The sequence below is a fragment of the Mucilaginibacter sp. genome, from assembly GCF_028287845.1.
In the GTDB taxonomy this organism is placed as follows: Bacteria; Bacteroidota; Bacteroidia; order Sphingobacteriales; family Sphingobacteriaceae; genus Mucilaginibacter.
The window spans coordinates 26,181-43,016 of sequence record NZ_JAQBOW010000091.1; the positions used below are offsets into that span (position 1 = coordinate 26,181).

A 16,836-nucleotide genomic window follows, 5' to 3' on the forward strand; every position below is an offset into this window, starting at 1 on the left:
TGCTATTTCTTAACTATTTTATAATTGCGGTATTCGCTTACGCGCCAGCCGGTAATATCTTCTACTTTTTGCAATAGCTTACGGCGGAAGGTCATTTTTTTGTTTAAATTTTTCAGGTCGATATCCAGTTTCCAGTTTGTGGCCGCTATCCGGTTTTGCATTACTGCCGGGTGGCTGCCCGCAAAATGTACCAGCCTGTCGGGGTTTTTATGGCTATAATCAAACGTAAAGCTATCGGGCAGGTTTTGGGCCATCCATTCATCATCATGATAAAATTGATTAAAGTTACGCAGCTTATTTGCCAATCCTGATGGTGGCTTTACCCAACCATAATGATATATATAAGCATCTATCAATTTTACATTTATCTTTCGGTTATCCAACCTAAAACCTTGCGCATCACGGTAAGAGTGTATAGCTTTATTATTTCTAACAATACGTATCTCCCTGCGGTACCACCTGCGCGAATGCCCATAATAATCATACGACCCATAAAAATGCAGGTATTTAAACAGCAGCCCCTCAATATTGGCATCGTTTAAATTATCGGCCATCTCCTTTTTAATTAATGGATGATATTTTTCGTGTACGCACTCATCACCTTGTATATAAAATGCCCAATCGGCATCGGGCGATATAGCAGCAAAAGCTTTGTCCGTTTCGGCAGCGAATACCGCCCCTCCTTCGCGAATGGAATCGTCCCAAACCGTATTAATGATTTTTATTTTTGGCGAATTGATACCTCTTACTAATTGTTCGGTACCATCCTCGCAGTTGCCCAGGACCACCACAAATTCATCGCATAAGGGCAATATAGAAGTTATGGCCTCCACAATGGGGTAATCGTTTTTTACGGCATTACGGATAAAAGTGAACCCGGCTACTTTCATTAAAACTTTAGTTTGGTTTTAAGTTGAGTGACAAATATAGTTATCTTTTTTTCGCTGTATGTGTTGTCAAGCACAGTTGCTATAAACTATATGGTATACGAGGACACGGTGTTGTCATCAACAAAAGCCGCCGTTATGGCTTTTCCTTATTATTTTTGTTCCTTTATATATTCATATGCCAGGCGACAACAACATATCATCCAACTACATCGATTTTAAATCAGTTGCCCGCACACTTACGGTTGTTGAGAATGATTTACCGGGCGCTGATAAACTTCTAAAAGAGCTTCGTTTTACCAAAAACACACCTATTATAGGTATAACCGGGCCACCAGGGGCGGGTAAAAGCACCTTGGTAAATATGCTTATCGAACAATTGATAAGCAAAGGGAATAAGATTGCGGTGTTAGCCATCGACCCTACTTCGCCATTTAATTTTGGCTCTTTATTAGGCGACAGGATACGGATGAGCAAGCATTTTAATAGCCCTAATGTTTTTATACGCTCATTGGCTACACGCGGTTCGTTAGGTGGCCTATCCGCAAAAACCATTGAAATGGCCGATGTGTTGCGAGCCTCAGGTTTTGATTATGTGCTGATAGAAACTGTTGGCGTGGGCCAATCAGAAATTGAAATTGCAGGATTGGCAGATGTTACTTTTGTGGTGCTGGTTCCGGAATCGGGCGATGAGATACAGAATATTAAATCGGGCTTGATGGAAATTGCCGATGCCTTTATCATTAATAAAGCCGACCGTGATGATGCCGACCTGTTTACCAATAACCTTAAAAAGATAATCCATCAAAATCCGGGCGAAGAGATACCTGTTTTTAAAACCGTAGCCACTACAGGAACAGGTATTAATGAAATAGCAGATTTTATTTTATCAGTAAAGAACATAAAAAACACCCGCAAAGAATTTTTGCTGACCGAAAAGGCCTACAAGCTCATTCAACAAAAACGTATGGCTGGTGTGGACAAAAAAAAGCTTCAGCAGGATATTGCTAAAGCTTTAAATGATGATGGGTTTAATTTGTATGTATTTGTGGAGAAATATTCGCCCACCCTTAAAGAGGAATAGGCGATTATGCTCCCCCTTTAGGGGGTTGGGGGGTATTCATTATCTCCTCAATCTCTTCTGCCTCAACCGGAATATCAGCCATCAAATCAATATTACCGCCTTTAGTTATCAGGATGTTATTCTCTATCCTTATCCCCAAACCTTCGGCAGGGATATATATACCCGGCTCGCAGGTTAATATATTACCAACCTCAAATGGTTTATAGCGACTGGCAAAATCATGCACATCCAAACCTAAATGGTGCGATGTGCCGTGCATGAAGTATTTTTTATAGGCAGGCATTTTAGGGTCCTGCTTATCAACATCATGTTTGGTTAACAGGCTCAGGCCTATCAATTCGCTGGTCATTATCTTACCAACTTCCTCATGGTAATCGTTCCATACGGTACCATCTACCAGCATTTTGGTTGCTGCGCGCATTACGCGTAAAACAGCATTGTATACTTCGCGCTGGCGTTTGGTGAAGCGGCCATTAACCGGTATAGAGCGGCTCATATCGGCATTGTAGTTTGCATATTCGGCACCAAAATCAAAAAGTATCACATCACCATCTTTACAAACCTGGTTGTTATCTATATAATGCAGTACAATGGCGTTTTTGCCCGATGCGATGATAGGGTTATAAGCATGCCCGGTTGCACGTTGCTTAATAAATTCATGAATTATCTCTGCTTCTATTTCATATTCGGTAACTCCGGGTTTAGTAAATTTTAAAACACGCTCAAAAGCATCTTTTGTAATGGTACAGGCTTTTTTAGTAAGATCAATTTCTGTTTGAGATTTCACCGCTCGCAGGTCGCGCATAATTACTGCCGACCGCTCATAATGATGCAAAGGATATTTTACGCGTAATGCTTCAAGCATCCTCAAATCACGATATGGAACAGAAAAACTAAAGCGGTCGTTCTCGTTAGTATTGATATAAATATTGTCTACATAGTTTACTATGCTATGTAATATATTATCAAATTCACTCAACCAATATATGGTTTCAATGCCCGATGCTTCCTTTGCTTCTTCCTTTGTATACTTATGTCCTTCCCAAACAGCAATGTGTTCATTTGTTTGTCTTAAAAAGAGGACTTCTTTATACAGCGGATTAGGACATTCAGGAAACAATAACAGGATACTTTGTTCCTGATCAATGCCTGTCAGGTAAAAAAAATCCGGATTTTGCTTAAAAATAAACGTCTGATCTCCGCTTCTGGGAAACTCGTCGTTAGCATAAAATATAGCTAATGATGCTGGTTTTATGCGCGAAACGAAATTTTTTCTATTAATTGTAAATAAATTATTTTGAACGGGTAAATATTTCATAGTATTTATTATAATTTGTACTAACTATAGAACATTTTTCATTTCTTTGTGTTAATGTTATAATTTTTGGAACAGTATTTGGTAATCGTTTCAAACATAATTACTATTTTTGAAAAAAATCACAATTAAAACATTGTTTAATCTTAAAACTATGAACTATTCTACATTAAAAAAATCAGTCGCTTTTTCCTTGGTGTCGTTGATGGCCGTTGGTGCCGTTAAAGCCCAGACAGCGACTACACCTACGGCCAAGGTATTTGGTGGTAGCGGACAGTACAATACCTGGAGCCTTGGCGTTAACGTTGGTGCAACATCACCTATGCTTGCAACCGGCGGTTCAAGCGATTTTAACGGTAACGTTGTTAACTTAGGTTATGGCGTTTCTGTTAGAGACCAATTGGCACACTCATTTGGTTTACAACTTGATGTACGCGGTGGCAAAGTAGCCGGCAACAGCGGTAGTGCACCTTTTGTTACTGACGGTGTAACTTTCAACAACTATGTAAGTTATTCAACTACTTTTGTACAAGGAAGCTTAAGTGGTGTTGTAAACGTAGCTACTATTGATTATTTACGTCGTAAAAATGCTATCAACTTCTTCGCTACAGGTGGTGTTGGTTTAGCATCTTATACTCCAACTATTGTTGGTTATGGCACAAACGGCACAGATGGTGCAACTTTAAAATGGCCTAAACACGTTATGGAATTTGTTATTCCGATTGGTGTTGGTGCTAAATTCCGTTTAACTGATCAAATTGCATTAAACTTAGGTTACACTGAAAACTTTATCGATGGTGATAACTTTGATGGTGTACGTAAAAGCTATCCTACTAAAGATCGTTACTCATACGGTTATGCAGGTTTAGAATTTACTTTAGGTCCAAAATCAAAACCAAGCTTAGAATGGGTTAACCCGGTAGCTATGATGTATGATGAATTATATGATGAAGCATTACGTCAGGAAGTTGCAGCTTTAAAAGGCCGTGTAACTAACGTTGAAAACGCTGTTAATGATCTGAAAAAAGATTCTGACGGTGACGGTGTTGCTGATCAATTTGACAAATGCCCGGGCACTCCTGCAGGTACTGTAGTTGATGGTTCTGGTTGCGCTATTGTATTCCCTAAAATTGATACTTCTTTATTTGTAAGAAAACCAATAGGTGGGGCTGCTGTTGCTGCATACAGTAACATCCAATTTGAGTTTGATAGTTCAGTATTAAGAACTTCATCTTACCCAGTATTAGATGCATCTTCAGCTGATCTTAGAGCTTCAGGTTCTGGTGTTGAGTTAGATGGTTACGCTTCATCTGAAGGTACTGCTGCTCACAACATGGCTTTATCTAAAGACCGTGCTAATTCTGTAAAAACTTACCTGGTTAACTCTGGTGTTGATGCTAAGAAAGTAAAAATTAAAGCTTTCGGTGAAACTCATCCAATTGCTGACAATTCAACTGAAGAAGGACGTGTATTAAACCGTCGTGTTCAATTCAAGAAAAAATAATTTGAATTCAGTTAAATAATATTAAAGGCTCTCCGATATCGGGGAGCCTTTTTTTGTTTACCCCCATTCGTACAGCGAAAATTTATGTAAATTTGTTGCATGTATTTCTTCCGAAAAAAGGATCCTAACAGGCCAACAAACTTTAACATTAGGGTAATGCATATTATTAATGCTATAGCCATAATTATGTTCCTGGCCGGCATTATCTGGAAACTCATCTATTGGTTTATATTAAAGAAATAGGTAAAGCTCCCAAGAAATACAATTTAAAAAAACACTATTATCAATTAATAAATGAAAAAAGTAATTAATACTGCCGATGCACCCGCCCCTATCGGGCCATACAACCAGGCCATAGTTGCCGATAAATTTATATTCGTTTCGGGTCAGATACCCCTGCACCCGTTTACCGGCGAATTAGTTACAGATGATATTACCATTGCTACAAACTTAGTAATGGAAAACATTGGCGCTATTTTGAATGAAGCCAAGGCCCATTTTAATGATATTGTTAAAACAACCATATTTTTAACAGACCTTGCCGATTTTGCCGAAGTAAACGAAGTTTATGGAACTTATTTTACTGATAAACACCCGGCCCGCGAAACTGTACAGGTAGCTGCTTTGCCTAAAGGTGTAAGTGTTGAAATTTCTGTAATTGCAGTAAAGGCTTAAAGTAATCATTGAACGGTCAGCTATTTCAAACTCCTGTAGCGTATTTAAAAGGCGTTGGCAGTGCACGTGCCGAGGTACTTAAAAAAGAGCTGGCCGTGCATAACTTTGAAGACCTGCTGCAGCATTTCCCGTTTAGGCATATTGATCGCACCCGTTTTTATAAAATAAAAGACATCCAGCAGGATTTACCTTATGTGCAGGCTATAGTGCGATTGACACATAGAGAAATTCTTGGCGAAAAACACACTAAACGGTTAGTTGCCCAGGTGCAGGACGAAACCGGTATAATGGAGCTGGTATGGTTCCAGGGAATAAAATGGGCCGAAAAGAATCTTATTATAGGTAAAGCCTACATCTTGTTTGGTAAACCCGGATCTTTTAACGGCAAGGCCCAAATGTCGCATCCCGAATTTGATCTATACTCGGCCGAAGTTATTCAGCGCAAGGGAAATATGACCTTGCAGCCTGTATATAGCTCTACAGAAAAGTTAAAGCAATTTACTTTAGATAGTAAAGGCATCCAAAAGCTTATAGCGGGCTTGCTGGAACAGCACGCGAAAGATATTCATGAAAATTTACCGCTTTACATTCTAAACAAATTTAAGCTGATGGGCCGTGCGGATGCCTACCGCAATATTCATTTCCCCGAAGATGCCAACAAACTGGCTGAAGCACGGCATCGTTTAAAATTTGAAGAGCTTTTCTTTTTGCAGCTTAAACTTTTAAAAAATAAGTTGCTGCGCATTCAAAAATTCAAGGGTAATATATTTGATAAAGTGGGCCATTATTTTAATGAGTTTTATCACCATAAATTACCTTTTGAACTAACCAATTCACAAAAAAAAGTTTTAAAAGAAATACGGCAGGATACCCAGCGAGGTGTGCAAATGAACCGCTTGTTACAAGGCGATGTTGGCAGCGGTAAAACCGTTGTTGCCCTAATGAGCATGCTCATAGCTATTGACAATGGTTTCCAAACTTGTATTATGGCGCCTACAGAGATATTGGCAAATCAGCATTATCAAACTATAAAAAGTTTGGTTGGCAATGATTTTATTGAAGTAGCCCTGTTAACAGGCTCTACCAAACAAAAAGATCGCAAAATATTACACGAAAAACTAGAGAACGGCGACCTTAAAATATTAATAGGCACACACGCGCTTATTGAAGATAAGGTACAATACAAAAATCTGGGTTTGGTAGTAATTGATGAGCAGCATCGTTTTGGTGTTGAGCAACGTGCCAAATTATGGCGAAAGAATGCCGTTCCGCCACATATTTTGGTAATGACGGCTACCCCTATTCCGCGTACATTAGCTATGACGCTCTATGGCGATTTGGATATTTCTGTAATAGATGAGTTACCTGCTGGACGGAAGCCTATAAAGACCGTTCACTTTTATGAGAACAGCCGCTTGCGAATGTTTGGCTTGATGAAAGATGAAATAGCTAAGGGTAGGCAAATTTATATTGTATATCCGCTGATACAGGAGAGTGAAAAACTCGACCTTAAAAACTTAATGGAGGGTTTTGATGTAATATCGCGTGAGTTTCCGTTACCAAATTATAAATTAAGCGTGGTATACGGCAAAATAAAGGCTGCCGAAAAAGAATTTGAAATGCAACGCTTTGTTAAAGGCGAAACGCAAATTATGGTAGCTACTACTGTAATTGAAGTGGGTGTTAATATCCCTAACGCTTCGGTAATGATTATTGAGAATGCAGAGCGGTTTGGGTTATCACAATTGCACCAGCTTAGGGGCCGTGTGGGGCGCGGGGCCGAGCAATCTTATTGTATATTAATGAGTAAAGAAAAATTGAGTCATGAGGGCCGTATACGCTTAAACACCATGGTTAAAACCAATAACGGTTTTGAGATTGCAGAAACCGACCTACAGCTACGTGGCCCAGGTAATATTGAAGGCACCCAGCAAAGCGGCCTGCTCGACCTAAAAGTTGCCGACCTTACTACAGACCAGCAATTACTATTACAGGCACGTAAATGTGTTGAAGATATTTTTGCCACAGATCCTCAACTGGTAGCACCCGAAAATCAAATACTTAACCTGGCCTTCCAGGTAAAGAACGCGGGGTTGAGTTGGGATAAAATATCGTAACAAAAATATATCTTCACTTTACATTTATCTCAAATAATCTTAAATCTTAAATTTTGAATTGTAAATTTGCTTAGATGCCAGAAGCAGACAGTCAACCCTTACCAAAAAATGATTCTTTCATAGCTTTACGCTATAAAGATTTTCGCTCATACCTGGGCATGAAGTTTTTCTTCACTTTCGCTTACCAAATGCAGGCCGTAATTTTAGGCTTTTATGTTTACCAATTAACTAAAAGCGCTTTTGCTTTGGGGCTAATAGGTTTAAGCGAAGCTATTCCATCCATTGGTATTGCTTTATATGGTGGCTACATAGCTGATAAATCCGAAAAAAAGAAAATGCTGCTGTTCGTCTTTTTTGCAGTATTACTCTCATCAATAGTAATGTTTACCATTACCCTACAAAGCATGGAAGCCTACATACATGCAGGGTGGATAATACCCATTTTATATATGATGGTATTTTGTAATGGCGTGGCACGGGCATTTTACAACCCGGCTGCTTTTACCATTATGGCACATAGCGTACCAAAAGAAATTTACCCAAACTCCAGCAGCTGGAATAGCTCGAGCTGGCAAATAGCATCCATTTTAGGTCCGTTGGTTGGTGGTTTGGTTTATGGATTTTATGGAATTACCGTAACATTTATCATTATTATTATATTCCTGCTAATAGCATTGATATGTGTGTTTTTCTTAAAAAGATTCCCACCTGTATACATACCTAAAGAAAGTATCTGGAAGAGCCTGTCAGAAGGTATTCATTTCGTGTTCAATAACAAGATGATGATAGGGGCCATGAGCCTCGATCTGTTCTCGGTATTTTTTGGCGGCGCGGTTGCCTTGTTGCCTGTATTTGCTAATGAGGTATTACATGTAGGCCCGCAAGGATTAGGCATTATGCGTGCTACTTCATCATTAGGCGCGGTATTGGTTATGCTGGCAATGGCCCGTATATCACCAATGGGTAAGCCGTGGCGCAATTTGTTAATAGCGGTAACCGGTTTTGGCTTGTCTATTATCTGTTTTGCCTTATCGCGCAATTTTTATTTATCGTTGTTATTTTTATTTACTGAGGGTGGGTTTGATAGCATCAGTGTATTAATTCGTGGTACTATTATGCAGCTACTAACGCCTGATAGTATGCGTGGGCGCGTATCGGCAGTAAATCAAATGTTTATTGGCTCATCAAACGAGATAGGCGCTTTTGAATCAGGCACTGCAGCTAACCTAATGGGCACGGTCCCATCTGTGCTTTTTGGGGGAAGTATGACTTTAATAATAGTAAGTATCACCTACTTTAAAACTAAAAAGCTGATACCATTATCATTACATGAGATATCAGCGCCTAAAGTAAAAAAGGAAACAGCTATTTAAAGTGTATTCACTAATGAATGCGTCGAAAGTCATCCTGAGTTATAAAATTTCGTGAAATTCTGAAGGAGAAATGGCATAAGAGCGGGTCCAGTCACATAGTTTCATGTCATGTATAACATGACAGCTATGTATGTTATCCCGGCTGCCTTACACTGTGCCAGAACCAATAAGTGAGCGGACCAACTATCGGCACTATAACAACTATAATAAACCATAAAAATTTATTATCCCGGTTTACGTTGGAATTACGAAAGATACTGATCAAAGCAAAAAATACCAATAATACCCACAGTATCAAAAATATAAATCCTACAGTACCGCTGAAAGCTGAAGTTATAATATACATAGTTTATTAAATTAATCTACCTCGACGGTATCTTTTTCGCCAATTTGCTGTCTCCACATAGCATAATACAGGCCTTTTTGCAATAACAGGTCAGCATGTTTGCCAGATTCTATAATTCTACCTTTTTCCAATACATACACTCTATCGGCATGCATTATGGTTGATAAACGGTGAGCTATCAAAATAGTTATTTGATTTCCGTATACAGATACATCCCTGATAGTTTCTGTTATCTCTTCCTCGGTCAACGAATCTAACGATGAGGTTGCTTCATCAAATACCAACAGATCAGGTTTACGTAATAAGGCACGCGCTATTGACAAACGTTGCTTCTCGCCACCCGAAACCTTTACGCCACCCTCACCTATCACTGTATCAAGGCCATTGCTGGCGCGCTCCATTAAAGTTTGGCATGCGGCACGTTGCAGTACTTCCAAACATTCTTCATCTGTAGCTTCCGGGCGAACGAATAGTAAGTTCTCACGGATAGTGCCCGAAAACAACTGTGTGTCCTGCGTTACAAACCCTATTTTCTCGCGTAGCTGATCCAGATCGATCTCTTTACTTTGGATATTATTATAAGATATATTACCCTCTAACGGCTGATATAAGCCTACCAATAACTTAACTAACGTTGTTTTGCCTGATCCTGACGGACCTACAAAAGCAATAGTTTCGCCACTTACAGTTTCAAAGCTAATATGGTTAAGCGCGTTACGGTTAGCTGTTAAGTGTTTAAAGCTTACGTTATCAAAAGTTAAGGTATTGATCTTTTCTAACAAGACAGGTTTTTCAGGTTTTTTATCAATAGGTGTGCTTGTTATCCGCTCAAAATTAGCTAACGAAACCTGGGCCTCGCGCCAGGCAACAATAACATTTCCTAACTCCTGCAGCGGGTTAAACAAAAAGAACGAATAAAAAAGCAAGCTTAAGTACTGGCCCGCGGTTATAGTGCGGTCATGAATAAGCAGTAACAATACCAACACCATAACACTGCGTACAAAATTCACGGTTGTACCTTGCACAAAGCTCATGCTTCGTACATATTTTACTTTTTTTAGTTCAAGACCTAGAATTTTATAGGTAGTATTATTTAACCGGCTTATTTCCTGTTTTACCAGTCCAAGACTTTTTACCAATTCAATATTTCTTAATGACTCTGTGGTAGATCCCGCCAATGCGGTTGTTTCAGAAAGTATACTTCTTTGCACCGTTTTTATCCGGCGGCTTAGTGATGTGCTTACAAACGTAATAATAGGGATAGCTGCCAAATAAACCAATGTAACCTTATAGCTTACAAACAGTGAGTAAACAATTACAAAGCTCATACCTGTAATGCTCACAAACAGTATCCCAATAAATGCGGTTATAAATGCTTCGCAATCAATCCGTACTTTTTGCAGGATTCCCAATGTCTCGCCACTGCGCTGATCTTCAAAAACCTGGTATGGTAATTCAAGAGAGTGCTTTAATCCATCGGCATACATTTTAGCGCCAACTTTTTGCGTGATGATATTAGTGAAGTAATCCTGGAAATTTTTTGCTATACGCGATACCATAGCGACACCAACGCCCAGGCCGACTAATTTTAATGCGCTACCCAAGTATGCGCTTAAATTAAGCTTGTCACTTTGGCCAATAACGGTATCCAGAATACGACCCGAGATATAAGGATCCATTAAAGAAAACCCAATGTTCATTGCAGCCAAAAACAGGGCAAAAATAACAATACTGCGGTGTTCTTTAAGGTATGATAAGAGTACTTTCATTCAATTATTTGAGTTTTGTCCAAAAATAAAAAAAGGGAACGGCTAAGTAGCTCATCCCCTTTAATTTGACAATAAGGTTAATATTAAACCGTCATGATATCTTTTTCTTTAGCTTCTGATAGCTGGTCTACCTTAATAATATAGGCATCGGTTAGCTTTTGTATCTCGCCCTCGCCGGCTTTCATTTCATCTTCTGATACTCCGTCGGCTTTTAGCTTACGTATTTTTTCGTTGGCATCCTTGCGTACGTTGCGAATAGCAATTTTACCATTTTCGGCCTCACCTTTAGCTCTCTTAACCAAATCACGACGACGCTCCTCGGTTAACGGCGGTACGTTAATGCGAATAATTATGCCATCATTTTGTGGGTTAACGCCAAGGTTAGCCTCCATTATGGCTTTCTCAATAGCGCTTAATAGCGATTTTTCCCAGGGCTGCACCACAATGGTACGCGCATCAGGGGTATTAACACTACCTACCTGGCTTAAAGGTGTTGCAGTACCATAGTAATCAACATAAACATCATCCAGCATTGAAGGACTCGCCTTGCCCGCACGTATTTTATTTAATTCGCCGTCTGCATGGTCAATTGCCCTGTCCATTGCCGCTTTGGCGTCAGTTACTTGTTTTCTAATGAGTTCGCTCATTGTTATAATTTTTTGTCAAAAATAGTAAAAAGTATGATTTTTGGTTTAATTAATCCTATGCTATTATTTAATTAACAATATTTAACTTGTTGACAGCGCCTTTGCCATAGTTGCTAAAAATAAAAAAATACATTAATTAACACATGATACCAATGAAGGAAATATTAGAGATGAGTGTTGCTGAGCGCATTTTGATGATCGAAAAAATTTGGGATAGTATTGACCCCAACAATATTGCCACTACACACGAACAGGAATTAGATAGGCGACTTAGCCGTTATAAATAAAGGTGAGACTACTTTTTTAAGTTGGAACGATATAAAAAGTGAGCTAAACGCCGCTAAATAATCACTAATGAACCAATGTCCCTATCGGCTCACCCTCTGCAATTTTCATAAAATTGCCTGGTTTGTTCATATCGAACACGATGATAGGCAGCTTGTTTTCCTGGCAAAGGGTAATGGCGGTCATATCCATAACGTTTAAACCCTTATCATATACTTCCTGGAAAGTTATTTCATCGTAACGGGTAGCAGTTAGGTCCTTCTCGGGGTCGGCGGTATAAATACCATCAACACGGGTACCTTTTAAAACTACATCGGCTTTTATTTCGATAGCGCGCAGCGATGCCGCTGTATCAGTAGTAAAGTACGGGTTACCAGTACCGGCACCAAATATTACTATTTTACCTACCTCTAAATGATGCATAGCCCGACGGCGGATATAAGGCTCGCAAATTTGCTCCATTTTAATGGCCGATTGTAAACGGGTTTCAACACCAACACTTTCTAACGCGTTTTGCAGCGCCATACAATTTATAACTGTGGCCAGCATACCCATATAATCTGCCTGGGCACGTTCCATGCCAGATTTTTCGGCACTCAGTCCTCTAAAAATATTACCACCTCCAACTACTATTGCTATTTCAATGCCCTTTTCATAAACACCCTTTATATCATGAGCATATTGCAATACCTGTTTGTTATCAATGCCGTATTGCCTGTCGCCCATTAAGGATTCGCCGCTGAGTTTTAGTAATATTCTTTTGTATTTCATGAATGCCGTAGGTTTACCAAAAATAGAGAATTAATGCTATTGTTAAAATTTTATATTGTAATTGTTAAATAACACCCTTAAATACAATCCCCTTAACTTCAAAATCATTATTGAATATTATCATGTCAGCATCATAGCCCTTCTCAATTTTTCCTTTTTTATCAGCGTTAATTAATCGAGCAGGATATAATGATGCCATATTTATCGCCTCTGGTAGTTCAATACCCACATGTACAACACAGTTCTGTACTGCTTTTAACATGGTGAGGCATGAGCCGGATAAAGTTCCGTCCGGGGTAACATATCTGTCACCCTTAAATTGATGCTGATACGTTCCTTTATCAGCTTCTGTTACGGCATCGGTTATTAAAAACAGCTTGTCGCCTAATTCGCGTTTAGCTAAACGAATCAGTGCAAAATCAACATGCACACCATCGGCAACAATACTTGTATAAGGTTTCTCTTCAAATATTGCCGGGATATACCCTGGCTCGCGATGGTGCATTGGCGGCATAGCATTATATAAATGTGTAACTGCCCTAATTGGTTTGTTTAGAAATGATTTTCCCTCGGTATAAGTAGCATTGCTATGACCCGAGGATAGTACAATACCCTGTTGATGCAAATAATCAATTACTTCGGCATCCTGCAATTCGGGCGCCAGGGTTATCATCTTTATGAGACCATTGGCTTTTTCAACCCAGCTCTTAACCTGCGCAAGGGTTGCCTTTTTAATTAACTCCTCCGGATGGGCGCCTTTACGTTTAGGGTTTAAATATGGGCCCTCTAAATGCAGCCCTAATAAATTACCTGTTCTTTTATCCCAATATTGTACAGCTGCATCTATGCCCTGTTCAACAATATCATCGGTATTGGTAGCAATGGTTGCTAAAAAGCCGGTACATCCCTGAGCAAGCAACGCTTGCTCCATTTGTGCCAATGCTTCTGCTGATGGATCACCGCCAAAAAATAACGACGAACCACTACCATAAATTTGCAGGTCAATTAATCCGGGCGCGAGATAATTACCGTTTAGGTCGACTCGCTTTACATCTTGCGGAATATCGGTATCTGCAATAATATCTATGATCTGTTCGCCTTGTAACAAAACAGCTTTGCCTCTGGTAATAACACCATCAGTAATAAGTTGAAGATTATGTAAGACTGTTATCATTTAGCCCTTTCTAAATCTCCCCCGGTAGAGGAGACTTTCTAAAATATTTTATAATAACGAAATAACATTTAAAAGCCCTCCTATCGGAAAGGGTCGGGTGGGGCTAAGACAAAAAAAATCCCCGCTTTTCAGCGGGGATTAAAATATTTAAGCTCCTAAAGCAACCCGTTTAAAGGCAGTCACTGTCAGTCCCTTATCAACCGTATCTAAAAATTGAGATACATTTTTTGATGGGTCTTTAACAAACTCCTGGTTTAACAGGGTTGAGTCTTTGTAGAATTTGTTTAATTTACCTAAAGAGATCTTTTCAACCATTTCTTCCGGTTTGCCTTCTGCACGTATTTGGTCTTTAGCAATTTCAAGCTCACGCTCTATAGTAGTTGCATCAACACCATCTTTATCAATAGCAACAGGGTTCATGGCAGCAATTTGCATAGCTACGTCTTTTCCTGCTTCATCAGCACCTGCAACATTTTTGCTCAGGCCAACTAATACAGCTAAACGGAAGTTACCATGTATGTAAGCGATAACTTTTTCGCCTTCAATAACTTCATATTTAGATACGCTTATTTTCTCGCCAATTTTTCCTGTTTTATCAATAGTAGCTTCGCCGATAGTAGTGCGTGAGTTTTCAACGTCAATACCTAATTTATTTAATTCTTCAAGGTTTGCAGGGTTTTGCTCAACCGCTTCGTTAGCAATCGCGTTAGCAAAAGCAACAAACTCGGCATTTTTAGCAACGAAATCAGTTTCGCAATTTAATTCAATTACTACACCGCGTTTTCCATCTGCAGATGTGCGTGCAATAACAACACCTTCGTTAGACTCTCTATCTTGACGGCTGGCGGCTACTTTAGCACCTTTTTTTCTTAAAAAATCAATAGCTGCTTCAAAATCACCGTTAGTTTCGGTTAAAGCTTTTTTGCAATCCATCATACCGGCACCAGTTTGCTGGCGCAGTTTGTTTACATCGGATGCTGATATTTGTACTGTAGACATCTTATTTTCAGTTATAAGTTTTAAATAGCGAATGGTGAATAGTGATTGGTAAGTTTAAAATTACTCACTAATCACCACTCACCATTCACAAAATTATTCTTCTGTGCTATCAGCTGCGGCAGGAGCTTCGTCGGCTACAGCTGCGGTAGCATCAACAGCTACTTTACGGCTTCTTTTACCTTCAGCAGCCGGGGCCCTGTCAGCAACTTCAGGAGCATCAGCTTTAGCTTTCGCTACTGCTGCTTCTTTTTCAGCTTCATCATCTTTTTCGCGTTTGCGTTCTTCTAAACCTTCTTCAATTGCTTTGATTATGATACCGGTTATCAATGAAATTGATTTGGTAGCATCATCATTTGCAGGGATAGGGAAATCGATGTTTGAAGGATCGGAGTTAGTATCAACCATTGCAAAGGTTGGTATGTTTAACTTTAATGCTTCAGAAACAGCGATGTGCTCTTTCTTAACGTCGATCAAAAACAATGCAGCAGGTAAACGATTTAAATCAGAAATACCACCTAACAAAGTTTCTAATTTAATACGCTCACGTTGTATCATCAATCTTTCTTTTTTAGAAAGGTTGGTGTAAGTACCGTCTTTAGTCAATTTATCGATGTTAGACATCTTTTTGATAGACTTGCGTACAGTTGCAAAGTTGGTTAACATACCACCTAACCAACGTTCGGTTATGAAAGGCATGTTTACACCTTTTGCATATTCAGCAACAATATCTTTCGCTTGTTTCTTTGTAGCTACGAATAATACTTTACGTCCTGATTTTACAATTTGTTTTATAGCTGCAGCAGCTTCTTCAACCTTCGATAAGGTTTTATTTAAGTCTATTATATGAATACCGTTGCGCTCCATAAAAATGTACTGTGACATTTTAGGATCCCATTTGCGGGTAAGGTGACCAAAGTGTACACCTGCATCCAGTAACTCGTCGTATGTTGTTCTTGCCATTTTGTTGTCCTCCTTAAATTATCGTTTACTGAATTGGAATCTCTTACGTGCTTTCTTGCGACCTGGTTTTTTACGCTCAACCATACGGTTATCACGTGTCATTAAACCTTTAGCGCGCAATGAAGGCTTCTTATCAGCATCGAGTTCAACAATAGCTTTCGCAATAGCTAAACGAACGGCTTCTGCCTGTCCTTTTACACCACCACCTGCAACATTAACTTTAACATCATATAATCCGGTTGACCCAGAAACCTCGGTTGATTGAGTAACGATGTATTGCAATGGCAATGTAGGGAAGTATTCTTTGTAATCTTTACCGTTTACGGTAATTGCACCGCTACCATCTGTAAGGTAGATACGTGCAACGGCTGTTTTTCTTCTGCCTGAAGTGTTAGTTGTTGGCATTTCTTTTTTCCTTAGTTTTTAAAGTTAAATGGCTTTCGGGTTTTGTGCTTCATGAGGATGCTGGTCGCCTGCATATACATGCAAATTGCCAAACAATACTTTGCCCAAACGACTTTTAGGTAACATACCACGCACGGCTTTTTCAATTACGCGTGTTGGATGTTTTGCCATTAACTCCTTAGGAGAAATGAAACGCTGACCACCAGGATAACCTGTGTAAGAAACATATTGCTTATCGCTGAATTTGTTTCCGGTCAACTTTACCTTGTCTGCGTTGATAACTATTACATTATCACCACAGTCTACGTTTGGGGTAAAATCTGGCTTGTTTTTTCCACGGATGATCATTGCGATCTTCGTAGACAAGCGCCCCAAAATCTCGCCATTTGCGTCAACAACAACCCACTGTTTGTTAACGGTTTTTTTGTTGGCTGAGACAGTTTTGTAACTTAACGTATTCACTTGCTTTAATTTAAATTATTAAAATCTTATTATACCCCGCTTTTTCGGGACTGCAAAGATACG

The 16,836-nt window shown here is 39.3% G+C and carries 18 protein-coding genes; 7 read left to right on the top strand and 11 right to left on the bottom strand.

Translation table 11 applies throughout. The features are described from left to right. Window positions 1-2: 2 nt before the first annotated feature. A complete protein-coding gene (locus JWP71_RS08915; RefSeq protein ID WP_299498775.1) occupies window positions 3-890 on the bottom strand; it encodes a glycosyltransferase family 2 protein in 888 nt (295 codons plus the stop codon). A 175-nt stretch (window positions 891-1,065) separates the two neighbouring features. Here JWP71_RS08915 and meaB point away from each other — a divergent pair, with 175 nt between their 5' ends. Further along, window positions 1,066-1,971, top strand: coding sequence for a methylmalonyl Co-A mutase-associated GTPase MeaB (meaB, locus tag JWP71_RS08920; RefSeq protein WP_299498777.1), 906 nt, complete (start codon window positions 1,066-1,068; stop codon window positions 1,969-1,971). Between the two features lie 4 nt (window positions 1,972-1,975). Here meaB and JWP71_RS08925 read toward each other — a convergent pair whose 3' ends face one another. After that, window positions 1,976-3,289, bottom strand: coding sequence for an aminopeptidase P N-terminal domain-containing protein (locus tag JWP71_RS08925; protein ID WP_299498779.1), 1,314 nt, complete (start codon window positions 3,287-3,289; stop codon window positions 1,976-1,978). Between the two features lie 151 nt (window positions 3,290-3,440). Between JWP71_RS08925 and JWP71_RS08930 the strand changes: the two genes are divergently transcribed. The 5 genes from JWP71_RS08930 (at window position 3,441) to JWP71_RS08950 (ending at window position 8,955) form a co-directional block, all read left to right on the top strand. Then, window positions 3,441-4,790, top strand: a complete 1,350-nt coding sequence (locus tag JWP71_RS08930) for an OmpA family protein (RefSeq protein WP_299498781.1) — start codon at window positions 3,441-3,443, stop codon at window positions 4,788-4,790. A 99-nt stretch (window positions 4,791-4,889) separates the two neighbouring features. Continuing rightward, a complete protein-coding gene (locus JWP71_RS08935; RefSeq protein WP_299498784.1) occupies window positions 4,890-5,033 on the top strand; it encodes a DUF6728 family protein in 144 nt (47 codons plus the stop codon). A 51-nt stretch (window positions 5,034-5,084) separates the two neighbouring features. Continuing rightward, on the top strand, window positions 5,085-5,465 hold the full coding sequence (locus JWP71_RS08940; protein WP_299498786.1) for a RidA family protein: 381 nt from the start codon (window positions 5,085-5,087) through the stop codon (window positions 5,463-5,465). Window positions 5,466-5,473: 8 nt separating this feature from the next. Further along, window positions 5,474-7,582, top strand: coding sequence for an ATP-dependent DNA helicase RecG (gene recG / locus JWP71_RS08945; RefSeq protein ID WP_299498788.1), 2,109 nt, complete (start codon window positions 5,474-5,476; stop codon window positions 7,580-7,582). Window positions 7,583-7,656: 74 nt separating this feature from the next. Beyond that, window positions 7,657-8,955 carry an MFS transporter gene (locus JWP71_RS08950; RefSeq protein ID WP_299498790.1) on the top strand — a complete coding sequence of 433 codons (1,299 nt, stop codon included), beginning with the start codon at window positions 7,657-7,659 and terminating at the stop codon, window positions 8,953-8,955. Window positions 8,956-9,088: 133 nt separating this feature from the next. Here the strand turns inward: JWP71_RS08950 and JWP71_RS17350 are convergent, their stop codons facing one another. From JWP71_RS17350 to frr, 3 genes are all read right to left on the bottom strand, one after another. Then, entirely contained in the window at window positions 9,089-9,301 is a 213-nt protein-coding gene (locus tag JWP71_RS17350; protein ID WP_366143528.1) for a PLDc N-terminal domain-containing protein, read from the bottom strand. An 11-nt stretch (window positions 9,302-9,312) separates the two neighbouring features. Then, window positions 9,313-11,070 (bottom strand): ABC transporter ATP-binding protein, encoded by a 1,758-nt coding sequence (locus JWP71_RS08955; RefSeq protein ID WP_299498792.1) that lies wholly within the window; start codon window positions 11,068-11,070, stop codon window positions 9,313-9,315. A gap of 83 nt (window positions 11,071-11,153) precedes the next feature. Beyond that, complete coding sequence (frr, locus tag JWP71_RS08960; protein ID WP_299498794.1) at window positions 11,154-11,717, bottom strand: ribosome recycling factor; 564 nt, start codon at window positions 11,715-11,717, stop codon at window positions 11,154-11,156. Between the two features lie 143 nt (window positions 11,718-11,860). Between frr and JWP71_RS08965 the strand changes: the two genes are divergently transcribed. Next, on the top strand, window positions 11,861-12,004 hold the full coding sequence (locus JWP71_RS08965; protein ID WP_299498796.1) for an addiction module protein: 144 nt from the start codon (window positions 11,861-11,863) through the stop codon (window positions 12,002-12,004). A 64-nt stretch (window positions 12,005-12,068) separates the two neighbouring features. Here JWP71_RS08965 and pyrH read toward each other — a convergent pair whose 3' ends face one another. The 6 genes from pyrH to rplM all read right to left on the bottom strand — a co-directional run bounded on the left by pyrH (window position 12,069) and on the right by rplM (window position 16,773). After that, window positions 12,069-12,773, bottom strand: coding sequence for a UMP kinase (gene pyrH, locus JWP71_RS08970; RefSeq protein WP_299498798.1), 705 nt, complete (start codon window positions 12,771-12,773; stop codon window positions 12,069-12,071). 64 nt (window positions 12,774-12,837) lie between these two features. Continuing rightward, window positions 12,838-13,947: an N-acetylglucosamine-6-phosphate deacetylase gene (gene nagA / locus JWP71_RS08975; RefSeq protein WP_299498800.1), complete on the bottom strand. Its 1,110-nt coding sequence runs from the start codon at window positions 13,945-13,947 to the stop codon at window positions 12,838-12,840. Window positions 13,948-14,094: 147 nt separating this feature from the next. After that, the gene (tsf, locus tag JWP71_RS08980) at window positions 14,095-14,946 is read right to left on the bottom strand and encodes a translation elongation factor Ts (RefSeq protein WP_299498802.1); all 852 of its coding nucleotides are present in this window, start codon (window positions 14,944-14,946) and stop codon (window positions 14,095-14,097) included. Between the two features lie 93 nt (window positions 14,947-15,039). Beyond that, the gene (gene rpsB / locus JWP71_RS08985; protein ID WP_299498805.1) at window positions 15,040-15,906 is read right to left on the bottom strand and encodes a 30S ribosomal protein S2; all 867 of its coding nucleotides are present in this window, start codon (window positions 15,904-15,906) and stop codon (window positions 15,040-15,042) included. An 18-nt stretch (window positions 15,907-15,924) separates the two neighbouring features. After that, window positions 15,925-16,311: a 30S ribosomal protein S9 gene (gene rpsI / locus JWP71_RS08990; RefSeq protein ID WP_299498807.1), complete on the bottom strand. Its 387-nt coding sequence runs from the start codon at window positions 16,309-16,311 to the stop codon at window positions 15,925-15,927. Between the two features lie 24 nt (window positions 16,312-16,335). Next, a complete protein-coding gene (gene rplM, locus JWP71_RS08995) occupies window positions 16,336-16,773 on the bottom strand; it encodes a 50S ribosomal protein L13 (RefSeq protein ID WP_299498809.1) in 438 nt (145 codons plus the stop codon). Between the last annotated feature and the right edge of the window lie 63 nt (window positions 16,774-16,836).

Coding starts and splice junctions, on each gene's coding strand:
- nagA (WP_299498800.1), bottom strand. CDS start 13,947: ATGATAACAGTCTTACATAATCTTCAACTTATTACTGATGGTGTTATT.
- JWP71_RS08915 (WP_299498775.1), bottom strand. CDS start 890: ATGAAAGTAGCCGGGTTCACTTTTATCCGTAATGCCGTAAAAAACGAT.
- JWP71_RS08935 (WP_299498784.1), top strand. CDS start 4,890: ATGTATTTCTTCCGAAAAAAGGATCCTAACAGGCCAACAAACTTTAAC.
- frr (WP_299498794.1), bottom strand. CDS start 11,717: ATGAGCGAACTCATTAGAAAACAAGTAACTGACGCCAAAGCGGCAATG.
- JWP71_RS08930 (WP_299498781.1), top strand. CDS start 3,441: ATGAACTATTCTACATTAAAAAAATCAGTCGCTTTTTCCTTGGTGTCG.
- JWP71_RS17350 (WP_366143528.1), bottom strand. CDS start 9,301: ATGTATATTATAACTTCAGCTTTCAGCGGTACTGTAGGATTTATATTT.
- JWP71_RS08940 (WP_299498786.1), top strand. CDS start 5,085: ATGAAAAAAGTAATTAATACTGCCGATGCACCCGCCCCTATCGGGCCA.
- tsf (WP_299498802.1), bottom strand. CDS start 14,946: ATGTCTACAGTACAAATATCAGCATCCGATGTAAACAAACTGCGCCAG.
- JWP71_RS08950 (WP_299498790.1), top strand. CDS start 7,657: ATGCCAGAAGCAGACAGTCAACCCTTACCAAAAAATGATTCTTTCATA.
- rpsI (WP_299498807.1), bottom strand. CDS start 16,311: ATGCCAACAACTAACACTTCAGGCAGAAGAAAAACAGCCGTTGCACGT.
- JWP71_RS08955 (WP_299498792.1), bottom strand. CDS start 11,070: ATGAAAGTACTCTTATCATACCTTAAAGAACACCGCAGTATTGTTATT.
- pyrH (WP_299498798.1), bottom strand. CDS start 12,773: ATGAAATACAAAAGAATATTACTAAAACTCAGCGGCGAATCCTTAATG.
- JWP71_RS08925 (WP_299498779.1), bottom strand. CDS start 3,289: ATGAAATATTTACCCGTTCAAAATAATTTATTTACAATTAATAGAAAA.
- rpsB (WP_299498805.1), bottom strand. CDS start 15,906: ATGGCAAGAACAACATACGACGAGTTACTGGATGCAGGTGTACACTTT.
- JWP71_RS08965 (WP_299498796.1), top strand. CDS start 11,861: ATGATACCAATGAAGGAAATATTAGAGATGAGTGTTGCTGAGCGCATT.
- meaB (WP_299498777.1), top strand. CDS start 1,066: ATGCCAGGCGACAACAACATATCATCCAACTACATCGATTTTAAATCA.